21 protein-coding genes and 1 pseudogene are annotated in these 24,687 nt (G+C 75.2%); 8 read left to right on the top strand and 14 right to left on the bottom strand.

The annotated features are described in order from the left end of the window. Positions 1–430: 430 nt before the first annotated feature. From pyrF to pyrR, 6 genes and pseudogenes are all read right to left on the bottom strand, one after another. Positions 431–1,264: an orotidine-5'-phosphate decarboxylase gene (gene pyrF, locus DMP15_RS14770; RefSeq protein WP_073574694.1), complete on the bottom strand. Its 834-nt coding sequence runs from the start codon at positions 1,262–1,264 to the stop codon at positions 431–433. After that, entirely contained in the window at positions 1,261–4,572 is a 3,312-nt protein-coding gene (gene carB / locus DMP15_RS14765) for a carbamoyl-phosphate synthase large subunit (protein WP_337826033.1), read from the bottom strand. The genes pyrF and carB overlap by 4 nt, the downstream gene beginning before the upstream one ends. A 671-nt stretch (positions 4,573–5,243) precedes the next feature. Next, a pseudogene (carA, locus tag DMP15_RS14760) lies at positions 5,244–6,344 on the bottom strand (glutamine-hydrolyzing carbamoyl-phosphate synthase small subunit); the annotation flags it as partial. Then, the gene (locus DMP15_RS14755; RefSeq protein WP_337826032.1) at positions 6,341–7,633 is read right to left on the bottom strand and encodes a dihydroorotase; all 1,293 of its coding nucleotides are present in this window, start codon (positions 7,631–7,633) and stop codon (positions 6,341–6,343) included. The gene DMP15_RS14755 and the pseudogene carA, both read right to left, overlap by 4 nt. Beyond that, complete coding sequence (locus DMP15_RS14750) at positions 7,630–8,574, bottom strand: aspartate carbamoyltransferase catalytic subunit (protein WP_073574691.1); 945 nt, start codon at positions 8,572–8,574, stop codon at positions 7,630–7,632. The genes DMP15_RS14755 and DMP15_RS14750 overlap by 4 nt, the downstream gene beginning before the upstream one ends. Continuing rightward, entirely contained in the window at positions 8,571–9,164 is a 594-nt protein-coding gene (pyrR, locus tag DMP15_RS14745) for a bifunctional pyr operon transcriptional regulator/uracil phosphoribosyltransferase PyrR (RefSeq protein WP_062395627.1), read from the bottom strand. The genes DMP15_RS14750 and pyrR overlap by 4 nt, the downstream gene beginning before the upstream one ends. 583 nt (positions 9,165–9,747) lie before the next feature. Between pyrR and bldD the strand changes: the two genes are divergently transcribed. After that, on the top strand, positions 9,748–10,239 hold the full coding sequence (gene bldD / locus DMP15_RS14740; protein WP_020625790.1) for a transcriptional regulator BldD: 492 nt from the start codon (positions 9,748–9,750) through the stop codon (positions 10,237–10,239). A gap of 107 nt (positions 10,240–10,346) precedes the next feature. Here bldD and nusB read toward each other — a convergent pair whose 3' ends face one another. Continuing rightward, positions 10,347–10,766: a transcription antitermination factor NusB gene (gene nusB / locus DMP15_RS14735; protein ID WP_073574690.1), complete on the bottom strand. Its 420-nt coding sequence runs from the start codon at positions 10,764–10,766 to the stop codon at positions 10,347–10,349. 1 nt (position 10,767) lies between these two features. Then, positions 10,768–11,328 carry an elongation factor P gene (gene efp / locus DMP15_RS14730; RefSeq protein ID WP_073574689.1) on the bottom strand — a complete coding sequence of 187 codons (561 nt, stop codon included), beginning with the start codon at positions 11,326–11,328 and terminating at the stop codon, positions 10,768–10,770. Positions 11,329–11,433: 105 nt separating this feature from the next. On the opposite strand from efp, the gene DMP15_RS14725 reads away from it, so the two are divergent. The 4 genes from DMP15_RS14725 to DMP15_RS14710 are packed head-to-tail and all read left to right on the top strand — an operon-like array spanning position 11,434 to position 16,355. Next, positions 11,434–12,099 carry a response regulator gene (locus DMP15_RS14725; RefSeq protein WP_073574688.1) on the top strand — a complete coding sequence of 222 codons (666 nt, stop codon included), beginning with the start codon at positions 11,434–11,436 and terminating at the stop codon, positions 12,097–12,099. Further along, complete coding sequence (locus DMP15_RS14720) at positions 12,086–14,191, top strand: histidine kinase (RefSeq protein ID WP_139282731.1); 2,106 nt, start codon at positions 12,086–12,088, stop codon at positions 14,189–14,191. Before DMP15_RS14725 ends, DMP15_RS14720 begins: the two co-directional genes overlap by 14 nt. A 29-nt stretch (positions 14,192–14,220) precedes the next feature. Further along, entirely contained in the window at positions 14,221–15,156 is a 936-nt protein-coding gene (locus tag DMP15_RS14715) for an ABC transporter ATP-binding protein (protein ID WP_073574686.1), read from the top strand. Continuing rightward, on the top strand, positions 15,153–16,355 hold the full coding sequence (locus tag DMP15_RS14710) for an ABC transporter permease (protein WP_337826031.1): 1,203 nt from the start codon (positions 15,153–15,155) through the stop codon (positions 16,353–16,355). Before DMP15_RS14715 ends, DMP15_RS14710 begins: the two co-directional genes overlap by 4 nt. Here DMP15_RS14710 and DMP15_RS14705 read toward each other — a convergent pair. Next, positions 16,342–17,421: a M24 family metallopeptidase gene (locus DMP15_RS14705; RefSeq protein ID WP_073574684.1), complete on the bottom strand. Its 1,080-nt coding sequence runs from the start codon at positions 17,419–17,421 to the stop codon at positions 16,342–16,344. The two genes, DMP15_RS14710 and DMP15_RS14705, sit on opposite strands and share 14 nt — an antisense overlap. A gap of 46 nt (positions 17,422–17,467) precedes the next feature. Between DMP15_RS14705 and DMP15_RS14700 the strand changes: the two genes are divergently transcribed. Then, on the top strand, positions 17,468–18,184 hold the full coding sequence (locus DMP15_RS14700; RefSeq protein ID WP_062395645.1) for an MBL fold metallo-hydrolase: 717 nt from the start codon (positions 17,468–17,470) through the stop codon (positions 18,182–18,184). A 170-nt stretch (positions 18,185–18,354) separates the two neighbouring features. Here DMP15_RS14700 and DMP15_RS14695 read toward each other — a convergent pair whose 3' ends face one another. Continuing rightward, the gene (locus DMP15_RS14695; protein ID WP_073574683.1) at positions 18,355–19,284 is read right to left on the bottom strand and encodes a YhjD/YihY/BrkB family envelope integrity protein; all 930 of its coding nucleotides are present in this window, start codon (positions 19,282–19,284) and stop codon (positions 18,355–18,357) included. Between the two features lie 140 nt (positions 19,285–19,424). On the opposite strand from DMP15_RS14695, the gene DMP15_RS14690 reads away from it, so the two are divergent. Next, positions 19,425–20,009: an HdeD family acid-resistance protein gene (locus tag DMP15_RS14690; RefSeq protein WP_073574682.1), complete on the top strand. Its 585-nt coding sequence runs from the start codon at positions 19,425–19,427 to the stop codon at positions 20,007–20,009. Positions 20,010–20,027: 18 nt separating this feature from the next. On the opposite strand, the gene aroB is transcribed toward DMP15_RS14690, so the two are convergent. From aroB to DMP15_RS14670, 4 genes are read right to left on the bottom strand one after another with little or no spacing between them, the layout of a single operon-like run. Further along, entirely contained in the window at positions 20,028–21,161 is a 1,134-nt protein-coding gene (aroB, locus tag DMP15_RS14685) for a 3-dehydroquinate synthase (RefSeq protein ID WP_083658199.1), read from the bottom strand. Next, positions 21,161–21,844, bottom strand: coding sequence for a shikimate kinase (locus tag DMP15_RS14680; RefSeq protein WP_073574681.1), 684 nt, complete (start codon positions 21,842–21,844; stop codon positions 21,161–21,163). Before DMP15_RS14680 ends, aroB begins: the two co-directional genes overlap by 1 nt. Beyond that, positions 21,841–23,043, bottom strand: a complete 1,203-nt coding sequence (aroC, locus tag DMP15_RS14675; RefSeq protein WP_073575277.1) for a chorismate synthase — start codon at positions 23,041–23,043, stop codon at positions 21,841–21,843. The genes DMP15_RS14680 and aroC overlap by 4 nt, the downstream gene beginning before the upstream one ends. 13 nt (positions 23,044–23,056) lie before the next feature. Continuing rightward, positions 23,057–23,719 (bottom strand): prepilin peptidase, encoded by a 663-nt coding sequence (locus DMP15_RS14670; protein ID WP_073574680.1) that lies wholly within the window; start codon positions 23,717–23,719, stop codon positions 23,057–23,059. A gap of 87 nt (positions 23,720–23,806) precedes the next feature. On the opposite strand from DMP15_RS14670, the gene DMP15_RS14665 reads away from it, so the two are divergent. Beyond that, complete coding sequence (locus tag DMP15_RS14665; RefSeq protein ID WP_073574679.1) at positions 23,807–24,679, top strand: spermidine synthase; 873 nt, start codon at positions 23,807–23,809, stop codon at positions 24,677–24,679. Positions 24,680–24,687 lie beyond the last annotated feature (8 nt).

The raw sequence follows: 24,687 nt of genomic DNA, 5'->3' as shown, positions 1-24,687 counted from the left end.
CAGCGATCGGGTGGTGGGTCGCACCGACCCGTCCGGGGGACGTCCCCGGCGTCGTATTCGAACGTACCCACGACCTCCACGGAGGCGTCAATGGGGGTCCCACCTCCGGTTTCGGCCGTCAGGAGGTGATCAACGGCACCCTGTTCGAACCACGACAGGAGTGCCATCCGGCTCCCCCGTAGGGCGGGTCGGCGCAGTGCTGCCCGCCGGACGGGGCAGCCGGCCCGCCACCGGACGCGCCCGATCGACGTCCCGGTGCGCCCGGGGGCGCCCGGCGGGTGGAGTGGACCGCCCGGCGCGGGTCCGGCGTCGCCTGCCCACCACCGGACCCGTGCCGTCCCGGAGTCCATGATCGCGACGCGTGAGGTGTCCGGTGCCGGATCCGGCACCGGACACCTCACAGCAGACGATCATCGGGACCGGCGCCCGCTCAGTGCGCCCCGGCGGCGGTGGAGGCCAGCTCCTCCGCGAGCAGGTGTGCCGCGTCCCGCAGGGCGACGGTGTCGGGGCCGGCCCGCAGCACACCGCGCGCCGACACCGGCAGGACCGGGCCCGCGGTGCCGGCGAACCGCGACACCACGTCGGCCGGGCTCGCGCCCTGGGCACCGAGCCCGGGCACCAGCACCGGGCCGTTCAACGCGGTCAGGTCCAGGCCGTGCTCGTGGGTGCCGCCGACGACGACGCCCACCGCGCCGCGGGGCTGCGCACCGGCGTTGCGGGCGGCGGCGTCGTCGACCATCCGCTGGGCGACGCTCACCCCGTCCGCCGTCGTGGCGCACTGCACCGCGGCACCGTCCGGGTTGGACGTGCGGGCCAGCACGAACACCCCGCGCCCGGCCTCGTCGGCGGCGGTCAGCGCCGGCTCCAGCGACCCGAAACCCAGGTAGGGCGACAGCGTGAGCGCGTCCGCCGCGAGCGGCGCGCCGACGCGCAGATAGGCGTCGGCGTAGCCGTCCATGGTGGAGCCGATGTCGCCGCGCTTGGCGTCGAGCAGGGTCAGGGTGCCCGAGCCCGCGAACCCGGCGAGCAGCCGTTCCAGCACCGCGACGCCCGCCGAGCCGTGCCGCTCGAAGAACGCCGCCTGCGGCTTGACCACCGACACCGCCCCGGCGAACGCCGCGTGGCAGCGGTCGGCGAACGCGGCGAGGCCGTCGGCGTCGTCGGTGAGGCCCCAGGCCGCCAGCAGCGCCGGGTGCGGGTCGATCCCGACGCACAGCGGCCCGTGGGCGGCGACGGCCCCGTCGAGCCGGGCGGCGAAGCTCACGCCTTCGCCTTCAGCGCCGCGTGCGCCTGCTGGAGCGACCGCACGCCGAGCCCGCCCGAGGCGAGCGCCTCGATGCCCTGCACCGCGGCCGCGGTCCCCTGCACCGTGGTGATGCACGGCACCCCGCGCGACACCGCGGCGGCGCGGATCTCGTAGCCGTCGACGCGCGGACCGGGGTTCCCGACCGGGGTGTTGACGATCAGGTCGACGTCCCCGGCGAGGATGGTGTCGACGATCGTCGGGGTCTCCGGTCCGGATCCCTCGCTGTGCTTGCGCACCACGGTGACATCGATCCCGTTGCGGCGCAGCATCTCCGCGGTGCCCTCGGTGGCGAGGACCTCGAAGCCCATGTCGGCCAGGCGGCGGATCGGGAACACCATCGCCCGCTTGTCGCGGTCGGCGATGGACACGAACACCGTGCCCGAGGTCGGCAGCGAGCCGTAGGCGGCGGCCTGCGACTTGGCGAACGCCGGGCCGAAGGCGGAGTCGAAGCCCATGACCTCGCCGGTGGACTTCATCTCCGGGCCGAGCAGCGGGTCGACGCCCTGGCCCGCGGTGTTGCGGAACCGGTTGAACGGCAGTACCGCCTCCTTGACCGCGACCGGGGAGTCGGCGGGCAGCGCGCCGCCGTCGCCGGTCGCCGGGAGCAGGCCCTCGCCGCGCAGGTCGGCGATGGTGGCGCCGAGCATGATCCGGGCGGCGGCCTTGGCCAGCGGCACCGACGTCGCCTTGGACACGAACGGCACCGTCCGCGACGCCCGCGGGTTGGCCTCCAGCACGTAGAGCACGTCGCCGTGCAGGGCGTACTGGACGTTGAGCAGCCCGCGCACGCCGACGCCGTGCGCGATGGCGGCGGTGGCCTCGCGGACCTTCGCCAGCACCGAGGAGCCCAGCGTGATCGGCGGCAGGGTGCAGGAGGAGTCCCCGGAGTGGACCCCGGCCTCCTCGATGTGCTCCATCACGCCGCCGAGGTAGATCTCCTCGCCGTCGCACAGGGCGTCGACGTCGATCTCGATGGCGTCGTCGAGGAACTTGTCGACCAGCACCGGGCGGTCCGGGGAGATGGTGGTGGCGCGGGCGATGTAGCCGGCCAGGGTCGCCTCGTCGTAGACGATCTCCATGCCGCGTCCGCCGAGCACGTAGGACGGCCGCACCAGCACCGGGTAGCCGATCCGGGTGGCGATCCCCCGGGCCTGCTCGAAGGAGGTGGCCATGCCGAACTCCGGGGCGGGCAGGCCTGCCTTGCGCAGGACCTCGCCGAACGCGCCGCGGTCCTCGGCCAGGTCGATCGCGGCCGCGGAGGTCCCGACGACGGGCACCCCGGCGTCGGTGAGGCGCTGGGCCAGCCCCAGCGGGGTCTGCCCGCCGAGCTGCACGATGACGCCCGCGACGGTGCCGGAGGCCTGCTCGGCGTGCACGACCTCCAGGACGTCCTCGAAGGTCAGCGGCTCGAAGTAGAGACGGTCGGCGGTGTCGTAGTCGGTGGACACCGTCTCCGGGTTGCAGTTGACCATGACGGTCTCGAACCCGGCGGCACGCAGCGCCATGACCGCGTGCACGCAGGAGTAGTCGAACTCGATGCCCTGCCCGATGCGGTTCGGGCCGGAGCCGAGGATCAGGACCTTCGGCTCCTCGGTCTGCGGGGCGATCTCCGACTCGGCCGCGGGGTCGGTCTCGTAGGCCGAGTAGTGGTACGGCGTCCTCGCCGCGAACTCGGCGGCGCAGGTGTCGACGGTCTTGTAGACCGGCCGGATACCGAGGCGGTGGCGCAGGGTGCGCACGCCGTCCTCACCGGCGAACTCGGGGCGCACCGCGGCGAGCTGACGGTCGGACAGGCCGTGGCGCTTGGCCCGGCGCAGCAGGTCGGCGTCGAGGACGGGTGCGGCCTCGAGCTCGGCACGGATCTCGCCGAGCAGCGCGATCTGGTCGACGAACCAGGGGTCGATGCCGGAGGTCTTGGCGACGTCGTCGACCGACTGGCCGGAGCGCAGCGCGCGCTCGACCTCGTAGATGCGGCCGTCGACCGGGACGGTGTACTGCGGTTCGCCCTCCGGGTCGGGAGCGGTCCAGAACCCGGCCCGCTCCCGCTCCATCGAGCGCAGCGCCTTGCCCAGCGCCTCCGGGAACGAGCGGCCCAGCGCCATCGCCTCGCCGACGGACTTCATGGTCGTCGTCAGCTCGGGGTCGGCGCCGGGGAACTTCTCGAACGCGAACCGCGGGATCTTGACCGCCACGTAGTCCAGCGACGGCTCGAACGCGGCGATGGTCTCACCGGTGATGTCGTTGCGGATCTCGTCGAGGGTGTAGCCGACGGCGAGCTTCGCGGCGATCTTGGCGATCGGGAAGCCGGTGGCCTTCGACGCCAGCGCGGAGGACCGCGAGACGCGCGGGTTCATCTCGATCACGACCAGGCGCCCGGTCTCGGGGTGGATCGCGAACTGGATGTTGCAGCCGCCGGTGTCGACGCCGACCGCGCGCAGCACGGCGATGCCGACGTCGCGCATGTGCTGGTACTCGCGGTCGGTCAGGGTCATCGCCGGGGCGACGGTGATCGAGTCACCGGTGTGCACGCCCATCGGGTCGATGTTCTCGATGGAGCAGATGACGACCACGTTGTCGTGGTGGTCGCGCATGAGCTCCAGCTCGTACTCCTTCCAGCCGAGCACCGACTCCTCGATGAGGACCTCGGTGACCGGGGAGGCGGCGAGCCCGGCGCCGGCGAGGCGCTCCAGGTCCTGCGCCGAGTGCGCCATGCCCGAGCCGAGCCCGCCCATGGTGAACGACGGCCGGATGACCACGGGCAGGCCCAGCTCGTCGGCGGCGGAGCGGACCTCCTCCATGGAGTGGCAGACCCGGGAGCGGGGGACGTCGCCGCCGACCCCGATCACGATGTCCTTGAACTTGAGCCGGTCCTCGCCGCGCTCGATGGCGTCGACGTCGGCGCCGATCAGCTCGACGCCGTGGCGCTCCAGGGCACCGTTCTCGTGCAGCGCGATCGCGGTGTTCAGTGCGGTCTGCCCGCCCAGGGTCGCGAGCATCGCGGTGACCGGGGTGCCGTTGTCGCGCTCGGCGACGATGACCTTCTCGACGAACTCCGGGGTGATCGGCTCGACGTAGGTGGCATCGGCGAACTCCGGGTCGGTCATGATCGTCGCCGGGTTGGAGTTGACCAGGGAGACCCGGATGCCCTCGGACTGCAGCACCCGGCACGCCTGGGTGCCGGAGTAGTCGAACTCGCAGGCCTGACCGATGACGATCGGCCCGGAGCCGATCACCATGACGTGGTCGATGTCGTCGCGGCGGGGCATCAGTGGTCCTCCTGCCGGGCCTGGTCGTGCCGGTCCGGGTGCTGCGGGGTGGATGGGGATCCGGTGGGCGGTGGCGGCCACGGGCGGTCGTCGACGGGCCGGGCACGGCCGGACACCGGGTCGCCGCCCGGTGCCGGGTCGGCCGGGGTGTCCTCGGCGTCCGGGGCGGCGGCGGCGCCCGGGTGGGCGGACGTACCGCCGTCGCGGCGCAGCGCGTCCTCGATGTCGGAGAACGGCGCCGTCAGCGGGTCCGGGGTGCCGGGGCGGCCCACGGCGGGCATCCGGCTGGTGGGCGGCTCGACCTCGTCGCGGCCGGTGGCCGGGGAGCCGGCCGGCGGGGTGACGGGCAGCCGGGTGGTGTGCTCGTCGGCGGCGTCCGGTCCGGCGTCGGCACCGCCGTGCGGGCCCTCCGGGCTGCCCGGCTCGAACCCGCCCGCGGCCGGGGCCGGGGTCGGGGCGGGCGGGGTGGGCCGCAGGTCGACCGACGGGGCCGCAGTCGCCGTCGGCGGCGTGGCCGGGTCGGGCTGGGCGGTCATCGCCGGCGCGGGCGCCGGCTCGGTCCCGGGCCGGGCCTCGACGCCGGAGTGGTTCTCGGCCTCGGGCCGCGGGTACGGCGCGGGCGCGGTGCCCTCGGGCCGCTGCCCGGCGACGCCGGCGTAGCCGACCGGGTACTCGGTCATGAGCTCCACGAAGCGGTCGAACAGGTCCGACGCGTCGTGCGGGCCCGCGGCGGCCTCCGGGTGGTACTGCACGGAGAACGCCGGGAAGTCGAGCCCGGCCATGCCCTCGACGCAGCCGTCGTTGGGGCAGGTGTGGGTGATCTGCGCGCGGCCGTAGGGGGTGTCGAACTCCTCGCCCGCCTCGCCGGACACCGCGAAGCCGTGGTTCTGCGAGGTGATCGCGATCCGCCCGGTGGCGTGCTCGACGACCGGGATGTTGATGCCCCGGTGGCCGTAGCGCAGCTTGTAGGTGGACCGGCCGAGCGCGCGGCCGAGGATCTGGTTGCCGAAGCAGATCCCGAACAGCGGGATGCGCCGCTCCAGGACCTGCCGGGCGAGTGCGACCGGGCCGTCGGCGGTGGCCGGGTCCCCCGGGCCGTTGGCCAGGAAGAAGCCGTCCGGGCGCAGCGACTCGACGGTCTCGATGGTGCTCGACGCGGGCAGCACGTGCACCTCGATGCCGCGGGCGGCCATCATCCGCGGGGTGTTGAACTTGATGCCGACGTCCAGGGCGGCGACGACGAAGCGCCGCTCCCCCACCGCGGGCACCACGTAGGTCTCGGCGGTGGTGACGGCGCCGTAGAGGTCGGCGCCCTCCATCTGCGGGGCCTGCCTGACCCGCTCGACCAGCTCGTCGTCGGCGGCGAGGGCGGTGCCGGAGAAGATCCCGGCGCGCATGGCGCCCTGCTCGCGCAGGTGGCGCACCGCGGCGCGGGTGTCGATCCCGGCGATCCCGACGACCTCCTGGGCCCGCAGCGCGTCCTCCAGCGAGCCGGTCGCCCGCCAGTTCGACGCCCGCCGGGCGGGGTCGCGCACGACGTAGCCCGCGACCTGGATCGCCCGCGACTCGTCGTCCTCGTCGTTCCAGCCGGTGTTGCCGATCTGCGGTGCGGTCTGCAGCACGATCTGGCGGTGGTACGACGGGTCGGTGAGGGTCTCCTGGTAGCCGGTCATGCCGGTGGTGAACACGGCCTCACCCAGGGTCTGCCCGGTGGCGCCATAGGCCTCACCGCGGAAGATCCGCCCGTCCTCGAGAACCAAAAGCGCGGTCACTGCACAACCTTCCCGTCCTGCGCGGTGATGCGTCCCCGCAGCACCGTCGCGACCACCGTTCCGGGCAGCCGCATTCCCTCGTACGGCGTGTTCGCCGCCTTGCTCGCCAGCTCCGCACCGCGGACCGTCCAGACCCCGTCCGGGTCGACCAGCGCGAACGTCGCCGGCTCCCCCTCCGCGATCGGACGGCCCTGGTCGGGCAGGTTCCCGATCTCCGCGGGGCGCTCCGACAGCACCCGCGCGACGCCGTGCCAGTCCAGCAGGCCCGGCTCCACCATCGTCTCGACCAGCACCGACAGCGCGGTCTGCAGGCCCAGCATGCCCGGCTTCGCGGCCTGCCACTCGGTGTCCTTGTACTGCGCGGCGTGCGGGGCGTGGTCGGTCGCGACGACGTCGATCACGCCCTCGGCCAGCGCCTCGCGCATCGCGCGGGTGTCGTCGGCGGTGCGCAGCGGCGGGTTGACCTTGTTCACCGGGTCGTAGCCGGTCAGCCGGGAGTCGGTGAGCAGCAGGTGGTGCGGGGTGACCTCGGCCGACACCCGCACGCCCTGGGCCTTGGCCGCGCGCAGCACGTCGATCGTGCGGGCGGTGGAGATGTGGCAGACGTGCAGGCGCGCGCCGGCCTCGCGGGCCAGCGCGCAGTCGCGGGCGACGATCGTCTCCTCCGCGGTGGCGGGCCACCCGGCGAGCCCGAGGCGCGCGGCCACGGCACCCTCGTGCGCCTGGGCGCCGCCGGTGAGGCGGTGGTCCTCGGCGTGCTGGGCGATGACGACGTCGAGCGCGGAGGCGTACTCCAGCGCGCGGCGCATGATCAGCGGGTCGTTCACGCAGCGGCCGTCGTCGGAGAACATCCGCACCGCGGCGCGGGAGGCGGCCATCGTGCCGAGCTCGGCGAGCTTCTCGCCGCCGAGGCCGACGGTGACCGCACCGACCGGGTGCACGTCGACCAGCCCGATCTCCTCGCCGCGCCGGCGCACGTGCTCGACGACGACGTCGGAGTCGGCGACCGGGGTGGTGTTCGGCATCGCGAACACGGCGGTGAACCCGCCGAGCGCCGCGGCACGGCTGCCGGTCTCGATGGTCTCGGACTCCTCGCCGCCCGGCTCGCGCAGGTGCACGTGCAGGTCGACGAAGCCGGGCAGCAGCACGGCGCCGTCGGCGTCGAGGACCTCGGTGCCCTCGGGCGCGGTCAGGCCGGTGCCGATGGTGGCGACGACGCCGTCGGCGACGAGCACGTCGACCGGGTCCCCGCCGTAGGGCCGGGTGTTGCGGATCAGCAGGTCGGTCATTCGGGAGCTCCGGCGAGAAGGTGGTAGAGGACGGCCATCCGCACGTGCACGCCGTTGCGCACCTGGGCCAGGACGGCGGAGTTGGGGGCGTCGGCGACCGCGGGGGCGATCTCCATGCCGCGGATCATCGGGCCGGGGTGCAGGACGACCGCGTGGTCGGGCAGGAGCCTCGCGCGGTCCTCGGACAGCCCGAAGCGCACCGCGTACTCGCGCGCGGAGGGGAAGAAGCCGCCGTGCATCCGCTCGGACTGCACGCGCAGCATCATGACCGCGTCGAGCGCGGGCAGCTCGGCGTCCAGCTCGTGGGACACCCGGCACGGCCAGGACTCGACGCCGGTGGGCAGCAGCGTCGGCGGCGCGACGAGCACGACCTCGGCCCCGAGGGTCGCGAGCAGCAGCACGTTGGACCGGGCGACCCGGGAGTGCAGGACGTCGCCGACGATCCCGATCCGCCGCCCGGCGATGCCGCCGAGCCGGTCGCGCAGGGTCGCGGCGTCGAGCAGCGCCTGGGTGGGGTGCTCGTGGGTGCCGTCACCGGCGTTGACGATCGCGGTGGGGGTGCCGGTGACCTCGCGGTCGGCGTCCGCCCAGTGCGCGAGCCGGTGCGCCGACCCCGAGGCGGGGTGGCGCACGATCACGCAGTCCGCGCCCATCGAGGACAGGGTCAGCGCGGTGTCGCGCAGCGACTCGCCCTTGGAGACCGAGGAGCCGGAGGCGGACACGTTCACGGTGTCGGCGCTCATCCACTTGCCGGCGATCTCGAACGACACCCGGGTGCGGGTGGAGTTCTCGTAGAACATCGTGATGACCGTGCGGCCGCGCAGCGTCGGCAGCTTGCGCACCTCGCGGCCGAGCAGCGCCTCGCGCAGCCGGTCGGAGGTGTCGAGCAGCGCGGTCGCCTCGGCGGCGTCGAGGTCGGCGACCGAGAGCAGGTGTCTCACCTGTCCCCCTCTCCCTGGGTGATCCAGACGCCGTCGCTGCCGTCGATCTCGGTCAGCGAGACCAGGATCTGCTCCGAGCGCGACGTCGGGACGTTCTTGCCGACGTAGTCGGCGCGGATCGGGAGCTCCCGGTGGCCGCGGTCGATCAGCACGGCGAGCTGCACCGCGCGCGGACGGCCCTCGTCGCGCAGGGCGTCGAGCGCGGCGCGGGTGGTGCGCCCGGACATGAGGACGTCGTCGACGAGCACGACGAGCCGGTCGTCCACGCCGCCCTCGGGCACCGCGGTGGACTCCAGCGCACGGGCCGGGCCGCGGCGCAGGTCGTCGCGGTAGAGGGTGGCGTCGACCGAGCCGACGGCCGGTGCGGCGCCGGCGAAGTCGGTGATCGCGGCGGCGAGCCGGTGGGCCAGGTGCACGCCGCGGGTGGGGACGCCCAGGAGCACGAGCCCGTCGGGGTTCTCGGCGCTGAAGGCGGTCTTCTCGATGATCTGGTGCGCGATGCGCGCGACGGTGCGGGTGACGTCGGCGGCGGACAGCAGTTCCCGTGCGGGCTGCTGTGCGTCGGCGTCCCCGCGGCGGTTCTGCGCCACGAGGTGGTCTCCTTCCCCGCCTCACCGGACGGGTCTTAAAGGACGGTCGTACACGAGCTGTGCGCCAACCTAGCAACTCGGCGGGTGCCCGCGCGGGACGGCCGCAGCGCGTCACACCGCGAGCCGCGCCACAGCCGCGTCACCCGTTCGAGGTCACGTTCCCGTCACGATGCGCGATGACCGACGGCCGTCCGGCACGACACCTTGCGATACCCGATTCTGCCCATGCGCACCCACAGGGGCGGGTGGTGGGATCGCGTACCCACACCCTGCGCTACCGCTGACGAGGGACGTGGACTGCCCCGTTCGTGTGGGAAACCGCTCGTCAACCCCCCGAGCAGGGGGTCGAACTTGACGGTGCCGGACCGGACCCGGAGGATTACTCTCCGTATCAATCAGCACGCGTGCAGCAGTGCCGCGACGAGCGGGACGGTCGGGACGCCGGCACCCGCCGGAGCTGCCGCCCCGAACGGGACCACCCACAGGGGCGACGACGCGGCAGGCGCGACAACGCCACCGGTGCACCGCCGGTGACCGGCCGGTCCGGCCACACCGGTACGGACCGTCAGGAACGAGGAGATCGATGGGCGACTACGCCAAGGCGCTCGGGGGCAAGCTCCGGGCGATCAGGCAGCAACAGGGGCTCTCCCTGCACGGCGTCGAGCAGAAGTCGGGCGGACGCTGGAAGGCGGTCGTCGTGGGCTCCTACGAGCGCGGGGACCGTGCGGTCACCGTGCAGAAGCTGGCCGAGCTGGCCGACTTCTACGGCGTCCCGGTGGCCGAGCTGCTCCCCGAGGGCCGCATCCCCTCCGGCAGCGAGCCCGCGACGAAGATCGTGATCAACCTGGAGCGGCTGCAGCAGCTCCCCGCGGACAAGGTCGGGCCGCTGGCCCGCTACGCCGCGGCCATCCAGAGCCAGCGCGGCGACTACAACGGCAAGGTGCTCTCGATCCGCGCCGAGGACCTGCGTTCGCTCGCGATCATCTACGACATGTCCCCCGGCGAGCTGACCGACCAGCTCATCGACTGGGGAGTGCTCCCGCCCGAGGCGCGTCCCGGGCAGCACGTGGGATGATCTGTTCCACCGGCCGCGTCCCAGGGGAAGGGTGACGCGACCGGTCGGGCGGTGGCCGGGGTCTGCACAGTCCCCCGGCCACCGCCCTTCGTGCGTTCAGGCCCTGGTCAGAGGGTCGCGCGCAGGTGCTCGGCGATGTCGGAGATCTGGCCGAGCACCCCGTTGACGTAGCGCGGGGAGTCGTCGGTCGACAGCGTCCGGGCCAGCTCGACGGCCTCGGTGATCGCGACCGGGTCGTCGACGTCGTCCACCCACAGCAGCTCGTAGATCCCGAGCCGCAGCAGGCCGCGGTCGACCGCGGGCATCCGGTCGACGTCCCAGCCCTCGGCGTGCTCGGCGATCAGCTGGTCGATCCGGTCCCGGTGGGTCGCGACGCCCTCGACGAGCCGCGCCGCGTAGTCCTGCACGGGCGGCGCGTCGTCGGTCTCGCGGCGCGCGGCGAGCACGGACAGGGCGTCCTCACCGCGGGCCTCGGCCTCGAAGAGGATGTCCAGTGCCCGTTTACGGGCCTTGGTGCGTGCGCGCACCTCAGCTCACGCGGCCGAGGTAACGGCCGTCCCGGGTGTCGACCTTGACCTTGGTGCCGCTCTCCAGGAACAGCGGCACCTGGATCTCGGCGCCGGTCTCCAGGGTCGCGGGCTTGGTGCCGCCGGTGGAGCGGTCACCCTGCAGGCCCGGGTCGGTGTGGGAGATGACCAGCTCGACCGAGGTCGGGAGCTCGATGAACAGCGGCTCGCCCTCGTGCAGCGACACCTGGGCGGAGGCGTTCTCCAGCAGGTAGCGCGCGGCGTCACCGACGGCCTTCTCCGGGATCGGGATCTGGTCGAAGGTGTCGCCGTCCATGAAGACGAAGTCGGTGCCCTCGCGGTACAGGTAGGTCATGTCGCGGCGGTCCACCGTCGCGGTGTCGACCTTGGTGCCCGCGTTGAAGGTCCGGTCCACGACCTTCCCGGACATCACGTTCTTCAGCGTGGTGCGAACGAACGCACCGCCCTTGCCGGGCTTGACGTGCTGGAACGCCGTCACGGTCCACAGCTGGCCCTCGATGTTCAGGACCAGGCCGTTCTTCAGGTCGTTCGTGGTCGCCACGTGCGCGCTCTCCTGCTCGGATCTCGGATTCGTGCGTCGGTCAGGGTACCGCCACCCGGTTCACCGGCCCGCCCGAGGGGCGGGCGACCTGCCAGGATGGGCGCCATGACGGTGCGGGTGGTGGTGGCCGACGACCAGGCGGTGGTGCGGGCGGGGCTGCGGACGGTGCTCGCGGCGGCGCCGGACATCGACGTCGTCGGGGAGGCCGGGGACGGCGCGGAGGCCGCCGAGCTGGCCGAGACCCTGCGCCCGGACGTCGTGCTGATGGACGTCCGGATGCCCGGCACCGACGGCATCGAGGGGACCCGGCGGATCCGCGCGCTGCGCGACCCCGGCATCCGTGTGCTGGTGGTGACGACGTTCGACCTGGACCGCCACGTCTACGACGCCCTGCGGGCCGGCGCGTCCGGCTTCGTGCTGAAGGACGTCGAGCCGGAGGACCTCCAGGTCGCGGTCCGCACCGTGCACGCCGGGCACGAGCTGTTCGCGCCGTCGGTCACGCGGCGGCTCGTCGGCTCGTTCGTCCCGGCCGACCCGCCCGCCCCGGCCGGGCCCGCGGCCGGGCTGACCGAGCGGGAGCGGGAGGTGCTCGGGCTGGTCGCCGCCGGGCTGTCCAACGCCGAGATCGCCGACCGGCTGGTGCTGGGCGGCACGACGGTCAAGACCCACGTCTCGAACCTGCTCACCAAGCTGGGGCTGCGCGACCGGGTGCAGCTGGTGGTGTTCGCCTACGAGCACGGGCTGGTGGGAGCCGCCGGTGCCGACGGCTGAGCCCGGCACAGACGCCCCCGCTCCCGCTCCCACGCCGCTGCCCGGCACGCGCGCCGGGGACGTCGCGCTGGCGGTGCTGGCGCTGATCCTGGTCGCCCAGGAGCTGGTCACCGCCCTGGTCCTGGAGATCCCCGGCTACACCCACCGGCTCCCCCTGCCGCTGTCCGTGGCGCTGGCGGCGGTGCTGAGCCCGGCGATGGCCGCCACCGTGCTGCTGCGCCGCCACCGGCCGCGGCGCGCCTACCTGGTCCTGGCCGTGCTCGCCGCCCCGGCGATGGCGTTCCTCGGCGGGTTCGCGACGTTGCTGTGGCCGCTGCTGGCCTTCTCCGTCGCGCGGGCTCCGCAGCGCGGACCGGCCGGCGCGGCGGCCTGGGTGACGCTGCCCTGGCTCGGGGCGCTCGGCCTGGCCGGGCTGCTGCGCGTCCCGGTGTCGCCGGATCCGGCGACCGAGGCGGGGATGCTCGTCGGCGGCTCGACGGTGGTGGCGCCGCTGCTGGTGATCGCCGCCCTCGCAGGGCGCTGGAGCCGGTCCGCCGCGCTGCGCGCCGACCGGGAACGGGCCGAGACCGACCGGCTGCGGCACGGCACCGCGCTGGACGCCGAGCGGTCCCGGATCGCCGAGGAGATCGGCGGCGGGGTGCTCAGCGGTCTGCGTGGCCTGGTCGCCCAGGCCGGGGCGCTGGGCCCCGGCGCGACCGAGGCCGACCTGCGTGCCGTACGGGAACGGGCCCGGTCGGTGCTGGCCGCGATGCGCCGGGTCCTGGGCGTGCTCCGCGCGCCCGCCGCCGTCGAGCCGGGTCCCGTCGCCGTCGCGGTGCCGGAGCCCGCCGTTCCCTCGCGGCGGCGCCGGCTGCCGGTACCCGACCGGGCCGGGCTGTGGGCGCTCGTCGCGTTCGTGGTCCCGGCACTGCTGATGGGGGCGCTGGTCGCCCCGGTGGCCGGCCTGGACACCGGGCAGCCCGTCGTCGACGGGTTCCTGCGCATGCTGCAGCTGCCGTGGCGCGATCCGGTCGCGGCGGTCGTGCTCGCGGTGCAGTTCGCGTTGATCGCATGGTGGCGGTCCGCGCCGGTGCCCGCGCTGCTGCTCGCCGGGGCCGGATCGTTCGTCGCAGGGCTGCTCGACGGCGCCAACGTGTTCGCCGAGTCCGGCTGGGTGCTGCTGGTCTGGGGCGCGGCGACGACGGCGCCGGTCGTGACGTCCGCGGTGGCCGTGGTGGTGTCGACGCTCGTCGTCGTCGCCGGGGGTGTCCTGACGGGGGTGTGGGACCGGCTCGGCTACCCGGAGTCGGTGGTGGTGCTGAACTTCCTGGCCGTGGTGCCGCTGTGGGCGGCCGGGGTCGCGGTCCGCCACCACCGGCTCGACACCGCGGCCCGGCGGCGCGCGCTCACCGAGGCGGGCGTGCGCGACGCGCTCACCCGCGAACGCCTGCGCGTGGCCCGCGACCTGCACGACGTCGTCGCCCACCACGTCTCCGCGGTGGCGGTGCAGGCCGGGGCCGCGCGGCTCGCCGCCGACCCGGCGACGCGCGCCGAGGCGCTCGGGCACATCGCCGACTCGGTGCGCCGGGTCGCCGAGGCGCTGCCCGCGCTGGCCGACCTGGGTCCGGACCCGGACGGCGCGGACCTGTCCCCCGCCGCGCTGGAGGCGCTGGTGGCGCCGTCCCGCTCGGCGGGTCTGCCGGTCGAGGTGACGGTCGAGGGCGCTCCGGCGGGGACGCCCGGTGAGGCGGAGCTGTTCGCGCGGCGCATCGTCACCGAGGCCCTGACCAACACCCTGCGCCACGCCGGGCCCACCCCCACCCGGGTGCGGGTCACCCGGGGCGGCGACGGCGACCCCGTCGTCGTGGAGGTCGACGACGACGGCCCGGTGCCCGGCCACCGGCCCGACGGGACCGGCTCCGGCCTGGGCCTGCTCGGCATGCGGGAGCGGGTCGCGCTGCTCGGCGGCGACCTGTGCACCGGCCCCGGCGACGGTCCGGGGTGGACGGTCCGCGCGGTGCTGCCCCGCAGCCCGCTCGTCCGCGAGGACGACCCCGCCGCGTCGCCGATCTCGTCCTGCGCGCCGATCCGCGAAGGGGCACCCGGCTCGTAGCGTCGGCCCCCACGAGCGGGGAGGGACCGATGACAGCACAGCAGCAGCTCCGGGCCGGGCCGGTGACCGGCACCGGCGCGACGCTCGAGATCGACGCGCTGACCAAGCGCTACGGCGGCACGGTCGCCCTGGACGGGGTGAGCTTCGACGTCCGCCCGGGCGAGATCTTCGGCTTCGTCGGCTCCAACGGCGCCGGGAAGACGACGACGATGCGGATCGCCCTCGGGGTGCTGGCGGCGGACTCCGGGCAGGTCCGCCTCGGCGGGCGCCCGGTCGATCTCGACGTGCGCCGCACGATCGGCTACATGCCCGAGGAGCGCGGGCTGTACCCGAAGATGAAGGTCGGCGAGCAGCTCACCTACCTGGCCGAGCTGCACGGCGTCGACCGGGCCGCGGCGCGCCGGGCGGTGCTGCGCTGGGCCGAGCAGCTCGGTGTGGACCACCGGCTCGGTGACACCGTCGACGCGCTCAGCCTGGGCAACCAGCAGCGCGTGCAGCTGGCCGCCGCGCTCGTGCACGACCCGGCGGTGCTGGTGCTCGACGAGCCGTTCTCCGGGCTGGACCCGGTCGCCGTCGACGTGATGAGCGAGGTGCTGCGGGAGAAGGCCCGCGCCGGGGTGCCGGTGCTGTTCTCCAGCCACCAGCTCGACCTGGTGCAGCGGCTGTGCGACCGGGTCGGGATCCTCGTGGCCGGCCGGATGCGGACCGTCGGCACCGTCGGCGAGGTGCGCCGCGGTGGCGGCACCCGGCTGGAGGTCCACGCCCCCGCCGCCGCAGCCGGCTGGGCGCAGGGCCTGCCCGGGGTCACCGTGCTCACCCACGACCGCGGCCGCACCGTCCTGGCGCTCGGCGACGGCGCCGACGACCAGCGGGTCCTCGCCGCGGCGCTCGCCACCGGGCCGGTGCGCGGCTTCACCGTCACCACGCCGTCGCTGACCGATCTGTACCGGGAGGTCGTCGCATGACCGGGCCCGCCACCCTGCCCGCGCACCGCGCGGTCGCGCTCGTCGCGCGTCGCGAGTTCCGGGTGCAGGTGCACAAGCGCAGCTTCTGGATCAGCAACGCGATCATGGTGCTGGTCATCGTCGGCGGCATGGTCGCCTACGCGGTGTTCGGCTCCGGCGGCGACGACCGTCCCACCGTCGGGGTCGCCGGGGACGCCTCGCTCGCCGCGGCGGTCACGACCGCCGGGGAGCGGCTCGGCCTGCCCGTCGAGGTCCGGGACGTGCCGTCCGCGGCCGCCGGGCGCGACGCCGTCGCCGCCGGGGACCTCGACGTCGCCCTGACCGCGGACGGCCCGGCGGGCGCGGTCGCCGTCGTCGACTCGGACGTGCCGTCGGCGACCCGCGCGGTGCTCGACGCCGCGCTCGCCGACCGGGCCACCGCGGCCGCCCTGGAGACGGTGGGACTCACCCCGGCCGAGCTGGCCGCCGCGACCCCGCCCGCCGGGCTCACCGTCGACGCGCTGGATCCTGCCGACTCCGAGGCCGGACAGCGCACCGCGCTGTCGTTCGCCGTGCTGATCGTGATGTTCATGCAGATCGTGGGCTTCGGCCTCACCGTCGCCATGGGCGTGGTCGAGGAGAAGTCCAGCCGCGTGGTGGAGCTGCTGCTGTCGACGATCCGCCCGCTGCACCTGCTGTGGGGCAAGGTGCTGGGCATCGGCGCGGTCGGGCTGGTCCAGCTGCTGCTCTACGGCGTCGTCGGCATCGGCGCCGGGATCGCCACCGGGCTGCTGACGATCACCGGCACCGCGCTCGGGGTGTTCGGCGCCGCGCTGGGCTGGTTCGTCCTCGGCTACGCGTTCTTCGCGGTGCTCTACGCCGCGGCCGGGTCCCTCGTGTCGCGCCAGGAGGACGTCAACACCACCACCGGGCCGCTGATGATGCTGCTGTTCGCGATGTACGGCGTCTCGTTCTGGTTCCTGGGCTCGCCGGACTCCGCGGTGCTCGGCGTGCTGTCGTGGATCCCGCCGTTCCCGGCGATGCTGATGCCGCTCATGATCGCCGACGGGTCCGCGACCGCCTGGCACGTCGCCGGGTCGGCCCTGGTCATGCTGGTGGCGCTGGTCCTGCTGGCGAAGGCGGGCGCCCGGGTCTACGAGCGGTCGGTGCTGCGGATCGGGGCGACCGTGCCGTGGCGGGAGGCGCTCAGATCTCGATGAGCTCGCGGGGCAGCCCGGTCAGCGGCACGGCCGGGCCGCCCGCGACGACGTGCAGGGTGTCCTCGATCCGCACCCCGCCCCGTCCGTCGAGGTAGACGCCCGGCTCGACGGTCACGACGTTGCCGGCGCCGATCCGACCGGTGGCGGTGGTCCCGAGCCACGGCGGCTCGTGCACCGCGAGCCCGACCCCGTGGCCGAGGCCGTGCGGGAACCGTTCGCCGTGCCCGGCGGCGGTGATCACGTCCCGGGCGGCCGCGTCGACGGCGGTCACCGACGCCCCGGGGACGAGTGCGGCCCGCCCGGCCGCGGCGGCGGCGTCGACCAGGGCGTGCAGCTCACGCTGCCAGTCCACGGCCGGGCCCAGGCAGAACGTGCGCGTGGTGTCGGAGTGGTAGCCGTCCAGCGCCGCCCCGAAGTCGATCTTGACGAGGTCGCCGCGACGCAGCTCGGTGCCGGTGGGGCGGTGGTGCGGCACCGCGGAGTGCGGACCGGCGGCGAGGATGGTGTCGAAGGCGGGGCCGTCGGCGCCCAGGCGGCGCATCCGGTCGTCGAGGTCGAGCGCGACGTCGGCCTCGGTGCGTCCCGGGCGCAGGCCGCCGTCGTCGAGCAGGGCGCGCAGCGCGGTGTCGGCCAGCGCGCAGGCCGCGGCGATCCGCTCGACCTCGCCGGAGTCCTTGACCGCGCGCAGCCGCCCGGCCAGGCCGGGGGCGCGGCGCAACCTGCGGCCGGGGACGGCGTCACGGACCGCGGCCAGCCCGTCGACGGTGAGGGTCGCCGAGTCGTAGCCGAGGGTCAGCCCGGCGGGGACCCGGGCCGCGGCGGCCGGCGCGCTCGGCCGGTCGACGAGGACCTCCAGGCCGGGGCACTGCTCCGCGGCCTGCACCCGGTAGCGCCCGTCGGTGCAGAGCAGGTCGCCGCCCGGGTCGGCGGCGATCACCGCGGCGGCGTTGGAGCCGGTGAACCCGGTGAGGTGCCGGACGTCGATCAGGTCGGTGACCAACAGTGCGTCCAGTCCGGCGGCGGGGAGCAGGGCGCGCAGGGCGTCGCGCCGGGCGGGGTGGGACATGGCCCGAACCCTATGTGCGGTGTCGCGGCTGTCTAGGGTCTCCGGCATGGGTCTCTACTTCCGCCAGCTGCTGTCGGGCCAGGACTACGCCGTGGGTGACCCGGTGGCCACCCAGATGGTCAATTTCTCGTACCTGATCGGCGACGACGAGACCCGCGAGGCCGTCGTCGTCGACCCGGCCTACTCCCCCGACGAGCTGCTCGCGACCCTCGACGCCGACGGCATGCGCCTGACCGGGGTGCTGGCCACGCACCACCACCCCGACCACGTCGGCGGCACGATGATGGGCTTCGACCTCGTCGGCGTCGCGCAGCTGATCGGGTCGCACCCGGTGCCGATCCACGTGCAGCGCGCCGAGGCCGACTACGTGACGCGGGTGACCGGGCTGTCGGCCACCGACCTGACCCCGCACGACCACGACGACGTCGTCGAGGTGGGGAACGTCGCGATCCGGCTGCTGCACACCCCCGGCCACACCCCGGGCAGCCAGTGCTTCCTGGTGCCCGGCCCGGACGGCGACCGGCTCGTCGCCGGGGACACGCTGTTCCTGCAGGGCTGCGGGCGCACCGACTTCCCGGGCGGCGACACCGCGCAGATGTACCACTCGCTGCAGCAGCTGGCCGCGCTGAAGGGCAACCCGACGGTCTACCCGGGGCACCGGTACTCCCCGGCGTCGAACGCCCCGCTCGACGACGTGCGGGCCACCAACACCGTCTACCGGGCGACCTCGGCCGAGCAGTTCGTGGCCGCGTTCGGTTCATGACGGTCGGACCGTGACGGCCGGGTCGTGACCCCGGCCGCGGTGGTGCTCGTCGAGGGGGCCAGCGACGCCGCGGTGCTCGGGGCCCCCGCGCGGCGTCGCGGCACCCGCCCGCCGACGTGGTGATCGTCGCCCTGCACGCGCTGTTCGCCGCCGAGCTGGACCTGCGGGGGCTACCGGACCCGCTGCGCCGGGTCCTCGACGACGTCGGTCTCTGACCGGGGTGCGGGGTCGGTCCCGTCGGTCGCGATCCACGCCGCGGAGAACACCAGCAGCCGCGACAGCAGGAACAGGAAGAACAGCGTCGCGAGCACGGTGCCGAACACGGCCCCGCCCGCGGTGTCGGACACGGCGCCGACGACGAGCGCGACCCCGAGCTTGAGCAGCTCCAGCGCGACCGCGCCGACGGCGGCGGGACGCACGACCCGGCCCGGCGGGACCGGCCGGCGCGGCAGCCGGGCCAGTACGAAGCAGAACACGGCCCAGTCCAGGACCAGCACCACGACGGCGCCGAGCACCCGCAGCGCGACCCGGCCGCCGAGCGCGTCGCGGACGCCGACCAGCTCCAGGGTGAACCCGGCCAGCCCGGTCACGGCGAACGTCACCACCACCGAGGCGAGGACGGCGACGCCGAGCACGGCCAGCGCGCCCAGGTCCCACAGGACCCGGCGCGGCGAGACGATCCGCTCGGCGGGCAGCCGGAACTGCGCCGACAGCGCCTCCCGCAGGTACGACGTCCACGTCGACCCGGCCCACAGCACCCCGAGCGCACCGATCCCGACGAGCGACCCGCTGCGGTCGGCGGCGGCCTCCACGGCGGGGGCGACGGCGCCGGTCAGCCCGGCCGGGAACGCCGCCTCGACGGCGAGGACCAGGTCGTCGCGGGAGGTGGTGCGCCAGAACACGAGCAGCCCGAGGGCGAAGAACAGGACGAGCAGCAGCGGCACCGCCGCGATCACGGTGTAGAACGCGACCGCGGCGGACAGGTGGTTGCCGCGCTGGTGGCGGTAGCGGTCGGCGGCCCGGCGGGCGTGCCCCACCAGGGACGACCGGGCGGGGAGCTCACGGAGCCGTCGCAGGCCGTCCCGGATCACGTCGCGCACCCGGTCATCCTCTCCCACGGCCCCCATCGCGATCCGCGCCGGAGCGCCGGTGCCACGGGGGGACCTTCGCCCCGGTCGCGGCTCCGGTGCGGGTGGGACCGTTACCCGCCACAACCCCTCCACCCGGACGGAGCACGACCATGGTCGACGCGAGTGACGGAACGGGACGGGCGCCCACCGCCGAGGACGCCACATCACACGGGGTCCGCGGACTCGTCGTACTCCGCGGTGTCCTGGTCCTGCTGTTCGGGCTGGCCGTGCTGGTGACCCCTGGCCTGGCCCTGCTGGTGCTGATCTACGTCTTCGCCGCGTACGCGCTGGTCGACGGCGTCGTCGCGGTCGTGCTCGGGATCCGGCACCGGGGCGAGCGACCCGGCTGGGGCTGTGCCGTCGCGCAGGGCGTGGTGTCGGTCGTCGCCGGTCTGGCGGCCTTCGCGCTGCCCGGGACCGCGGCGCTGTTCTTCCTGTACGTGGTCGCGTTCTGGGCGATCGTCGCCGGAGTCGTCACCGCGGTCTCGGCCAACGAGGTCCGCCGGCACGGCGGTCCGTGGGGGTGGATCGCCGGACGGGCCGTGCTCGACGTGCTGTTCGGCGTCCTGCTGCTCGTGTGGCCGGCGTCCGGCATCCTCGCGATGCTGTGGCTGGTCGGGGCGTTCGCCCTGGCCGCAGGGGTGCTGCTGCTCGTGCAGGCATTCGGGTCGCGTACCCACCCCGCCCTCGGCTGAGGTGTACCGACCGCGGTCTCAGCCGGAGATCGCGGCGTACGCGGTCTCCAGCAGCGCCGGGTCCGGGCCCTCCAGCCGCCCCGGCTCGGCGAGGCCGTCGAGCACGACGAAGCGCAGCGTCCCGGCCCGGGACTTCTTGTCCCCGCGCATGGTCTCGGTCAGCTCGTCGAGCACGCCGGGCTCGTAGCGCGTCGGCAGCCCAACCAGCTCCAGCACCTCGCGGTGCAGGTCGGCGGTGGCGTCGTCGAGCCGCCCCGCGGCGCGGGCCAGCTCGGCGGCGAACACCAGGCCGACCGCGACGGCGTTGCCGTGCCGCCACCGGTAGCGCTCGCGGCGCTCCACGGCGTGGCCGAGGGTGTGGCCGTAGTTGAGGATCTCCCGCAGGTGCGACTCGCGCAGGTCCGCCCCGACGACGTCGGCCTTCACCCGGATCGCGCGGCGCACCAGCTCGCCGAGCACCGGCCCGGCCGGGTCCAGCGCGGCGGCCGGGTCGGCGCGGACGCGGTCGAGGATGACCGGGTCGGCGATGAACCCGGCCTTCCACACCTCCGCGGACCCGGCGACGAGCTCGGGACGCGGCAGCGTGCGCAGCGTGTCGAGGTCGACGAGCACCGCGGACGGCTCGTGGAAGGCGCCCACCAGGTTCTTCCCGGCGGCGGTGTTGATGCCGGTCTTCCCGCCGACGGCGGCGTCGACCATCGCGAGCAGCGTGGTCGGGACGTGCACGACCCGTACCCCGCGCATCCAGGTCGCGGCGACGAACCCCGCCAGGTCGGTGACCGCTCCCCCGCCGAACCCGACGACCACGTCGGCCCGGGTCAGCGCGGCACCGGCACAGGCGTCCCAGCAGTCGGCCAGCGAGGCCAGGGACTTGCCGTCCTCGGCGTCGGGCACCTCGTGGGTGAACGCGGCCAGCCCGGCGGCCTCCAGCTCGGCGCGGGCGGCACCGGCGCGGTCGGCGAGCGTCGGCGGGTGCAGCACGAGGACCCGGCCGGCCCCGGTACCGACGACGACCTCGGCCAGCCGCGCGGCCACCCCGGCGCCGACGAGCACCGGATAGGGCTGCTCGGTGCGGACGTCGATGCGGACCGAGCCGTCGGACTCGGTGGTGCCGGAGGTGTCGGGCAGCGTGCCGGACGGTGTGGACGTCATCAGGCCTCCGCCCGCTCGGTGCCGGCCCCGTGCTGCGGCGAGCCGAAGCCGGGCGCCGGCAGTGTCGAGTCCTGGCGCGGGGTGGGCCGGTCGAACGGGTCGGCGGCGTCCGGGGAGGCCTCGGGCAGCGCGGACGGGCCGTGCCCGAGCTCGGCCAGCACGGCGGCGACGACCTGGTTGGGGCTGCGGCGCACCGTCGTGACCGCCACGGTGGCGACCTCGGCGTAGAGCGGGGCCCGCTCGGCGAGCAGCGCCCGGAACGTCGCCCGCGGGTTCACCCCGGCCAGCAGCGGGCGCGCGGTGGACATCCCGGTGCGGCGCATCCCGTCGGCGAGGTCCACCTCGAGGGCGACCACGCGGTGCCCCGCGAGCAGTGCGCGGGTCTCGGCGGCCAGCACGGAGCCGCCGCCGAGGGCGAGGACGCCGTGCCCGGCGCGCAGCTCCTCGGCGACGACCTCGCGCTCCAGCGCGCGGAACGCGGCCTCGCCCTCCTGCACGAACATCTCCGCGATCGGCTTGCCGATGCGGGCGACGATCGCGGCGTCGGTGTCGGCGAAGTTCAGCCCGAGCCGCTGCGCGAGCAGCGAGCCGACCGTGCTCTTCCCGGATCCGGGCGGGCCGACGAGCACCACCCAGGGGCGGCCCTCGGCGTCGGGGGCCGGGGTGGGGGCCGGCGCGGTCACCGCTGCCCCGCCAGGTAGGAGGCCAGGTTGCGGCGGGTCTCGTCGAGCGAGTCGCCGCCGAACTTCTCCAGTGCGGCCTGGGCCAGCACCAGCGCCACCATCGTCTCGACGACGACCCCGGCACGCGGCACGGCGCAGGCGTCGGAGCGCTGGTGGATGGCGGTGGCCTCCTCGCCGGTGGTGGTGTCGATGGTGCGCAGCGCCCGGGGGACGGTGGAGATCGGCTTCATCGCGACGCGGACCCGGACCGGCTCACCGTTGGTCATGCCGCCCTCGATGCCGCCGGCCCGGTTGGTGAGCCGGGTGACCGGCACGGTGCCCGCCGGACCCTGCCCGGGCGAACCGGCGGGGACCATCTCGTCATGGGCGACGGAGCCGCGGCGGTGCGCGGTGCGGAAGCCGTCGCCGATCTCGACGCCCTTCATCGCCTGGATGCCCATCAGCGCGGCGGCGAGCCGGGCGTCGAGCCGGCGGTCGGCCTGCACGTAGGTGCCGACGCCGACCGGCATCCCGTAGGCGATGACCTCGATGACCCCGCCGAGGGTGTCGCCCGCCTCGTGCGCGGCGTCGATCTCGGCGGCCATCGCGGCGCCGGTGGCGTCGGTGAAGGCGCGCACCGGGTTGGCGTCGATGCGGTCGAGGTCGGCGGGGCCGGGCAGCGGCTCGTCGTCCGGGGCGTCGACGGCGCCGATGCCCACGACGTGGGACACGATCGTCACGCCGAGGGCCTGCTGCAGGAACGCCTTGGCGACGGTGCCGAGCACGACGCGGGCGGCGGTCTCGCGTGCGCTGGCGCGCTCCAGGACCGGGCGGGCCTCGTCGAAGCCGTACTTGGTCATGCCGGCGAGGTCGGCGTGGCCGGGACGGGGCCGGGTCAGCGGTGCGTTGCGGGCGCGGTGCGCGATCAGCTCCGGGTCCACCGGGTCGGCGGCCATCACCGTCTCCCACTTGGGCCACTCGGTGTTGGCGATGCGGACCGCGACCGGCCCGCCCTGCGTGAGGCCGTGCCGCAGGCCGCCGATGACCTCCAGCTCGTCGGCCTCGAACGCCATCCGCGGGCTGCGGCCGTAGCCGAGCTTGCGGCGGGCCAGCTCGGCCTGCAGCTCCTTGGTGGTGACCGAGACCCCGGCGACCATGCCCTCCAGCACGCCCACCAGGGCCGGACCGTGGGACTCCCCGGCGGTGATCCATCGCAGCACGGCGACCATCCTCTCACCCGGGGATCCGGGCCCCCGACAGCACCACGACCGCGGGCACCACGACCGCCAGTGCCGCACCGAGCAGGACCGGGCCGTGCGGCAGCCTGCTCCCCCACCCGGCCCGCCCGGCCCCGACCGCGACGAGCGCCACCGCCGCCGAGACGACCGCGGCCAGCACCGCGACCACCGGCAGCACCGCCCATCCCGCACCGGCGGCCGCGGCGCCCACCGGGCCGGCGAGCTTCACGTCGCCGCCGCCCATCGCCCGTGGCGAGACCAGGTGCACCACCAGGTAGGCCCCGCCGAGCAGCACCGCCCCGGCCAGGCCGCGCCCCACCGCGGCACCCCCGGCCGGCACGAGCGCCGCGGGCACCAGCGCGAGCGCGGGCAGGGTGAGCGCGTTCGGCAGCCGCCGCACCAGCAGGTCGGTCGCGGATCCCGCCACGGCCAGCCAGGACAGCACCGCGAGCAGCGCCGTCCACCGCGGGTCGAGCAGCCCCGAGACGACCAGCCCCGCCGTCACCGCCCCGCACAGCGCCAGCGCCGCCTCGCACCACCCGGCCGGGACCGGTGCGCCGCGCGGCAGCCGGGCCAGCCACCGCCGGGTCGCGACGCCGGCGCCCCCGCCGAGGACGGCGGCGACCAGGACGGGAACAGCGACGGTGACGGTGACCATGCCTCGAGCCTGGGCCGGGCCGGGCCGTCCGGAACGACGGGTTGCCCGCCTGTGGACAACCCGCCCGGTGCAGGCAGGATGACCGGAATGGGTTCCAGAGCGCCGCAGGGTGACCGCCGGGCCGGGACGGTGGTCCGCGCCGAGGTCGACCACGGTGTCGCCGAGCTGGTGCAGGACGCGGCGCGGCCGTCGTCGTGGACGCTGCTGCTCGACGGGACGGCCCAGTCCCATGTGGACCTCGACGACCCCGAGCACCTCGAGTTCGAGTACGTCCGCCGGATCGCCCACCTCGTCGACCTCGCCGCGCCGCCCGCGGTGCCGCTGCGGGTACTGCACCTGGGCGGCGGGGCGTGGACGCTGGCCCGCTACGTCGCCGCGACCCGCCCCGGGTCGGCCCAGACCGTCGTCGAGCTCGACGGTGAGCTGGCCGCCCTGGTCGCGCACCGACTGCCGGGCCCGGGGGTCGCCGACGGGCTGGCCGTGGTCACGGGGGAGGCGCGCGCCACCCTCGGCCGGTTCGCGCCCGCGTCGTTCGACGTCGTGGTCGTCGACGTGTTCGCCGGGGCCCGCACCCCGGCCCAGGTCACGACGGCGGAGTTCCTCACCGCCGTCCGCCGGGTGCTCGCGCCGACCGGGATGCACGTGGCGAACCTCGGCGACGGCGCCCCCTGGCCGTTCCTGCCCGGCCAGATCGCGACGGCCGGGGCGGCGTTCGCCGAGCTCGCGCTCGTCGCCGCCCCGGACGTGCTGCACGGACGCCGGTTCGGCAACCTCGTGCTCGCCGCGTCGGACCGGGAGCTGCCGGTACCCGGGGTGACCCGCCGGGCGGCCGGGGACCCGTTCCCGGCCCGGGTCCTCGACGACGCCGACACCCGCGCACTCGTGCGCGGCGCGGGCGTCGTCACCGACGCGTGCGCCGCACCCTCGCCCCGGCCCCCGGAGGGCTTCTGGGGGCAGTGACCCCCGGG

Source organism: Pseudonocardia sp. UM4_GMWB1 (assembly GCF_017312155.1).
Classification (GTDB): domain Bacteria; phylum Actinomycetota; class Actinomycetes; order Mycobacteriales; family Pseudonocardiaceae; genus Pseudonocardia; species Pseudonocardia alni.
The sequence above is the reverse complement of the archived record's forward strand: the minus strand, read 5'-3'. Positions and strand labels throughout refer to the sequence as shown.

Excerpts from the sequence above, each read along its gene's own strand:
- aroB (WP_083658199.1), bottom strand. The coding sequence starts at position 21,161 with ATGACGTCCACACCGTCCGGCACGCTGCCCGACACCTCCGGCACCACC.
- bldD (WP_020625790.1), top strand. The coding sequence starts at position 9,748 with ATGGGCGACTACGCCAAGGCGCTCGGGGGCAAGCTCCGGGCGATCAGG.
- DMP15_RS14715 (WP_073574686.1), top strand. The coding sequence starts at position 14,221 with ATGACAGCACAGCAGCAGCTCCGGGCCGGGCCGGTGACCGGCACCGGC.
- DMP15_RS14700 (WP_062395645.1), top strand. The coding sequence starts at position 17,468 with ATGGGTCTCTACTTCCGCCAGCTGCTGTCGGGCCAGGACTACGCCGTG.
- DMP15_RS14755 (WP_337826032.1), bottom strand. The coding sequence starts at position 7,633 with ATGACCGACCTGCTGATCCGCAACACCCGGCCCTACGGCGGGGACCCG.
- DMP15_RS14670 (WP_073574680.1), bottom strand. The coding sequence starts at position 23,719 with ATGGTCACCGTCACCGTCGCTGTTCCCGTCCTGGTCGCCGCCGTCCTC.
- DMP15_RS14725 (WP_073574688.1), top strand. The coding sequence starts at position 11,434 with ATGACGGTGCGGGTGGTGGTGGCCGACGACCAGGCGGTGGTGCGGGCG.
- DMP15_RS14690 (WP_073574682.1), top strand. The coding sequence starts at position 19,425 with ATGGTCGACGCGAGTGACGGAACGGGACGGGCGCCCACCGCCGAGGAC.
- DMP15_RS14710 (WP_337826031.1), top strand. The coding sequence starts at position 15,153 with ATGACCGGGCCCGCCACCCTGCCCGCGCACCGCGCGGTCGCGCTCGTC.
- carB (WP_337826033.1), bottom strand. The coding sequence starts at position 4,572 with ATGCCCCGCCGCGACGACATCGACCACGTCATGGTGATCGGCTCCGGG.
- DMP15_RS14705 (WP_073574684.1), bottom strand. The coding sequence starts at position 17,421 with ATGTCCCACCCCGCCCGGCGCGACGCCCTGCGCGCCCTGCTCCCCGCC.
- DMP15_RS14665 (WP_073574679.1), top strand. The coding sequence starts at position 23,807 with ATGGGTTCCAGAGCGCCGCAGGGTGACCGCCGGGCCGGGACGGTGGTC.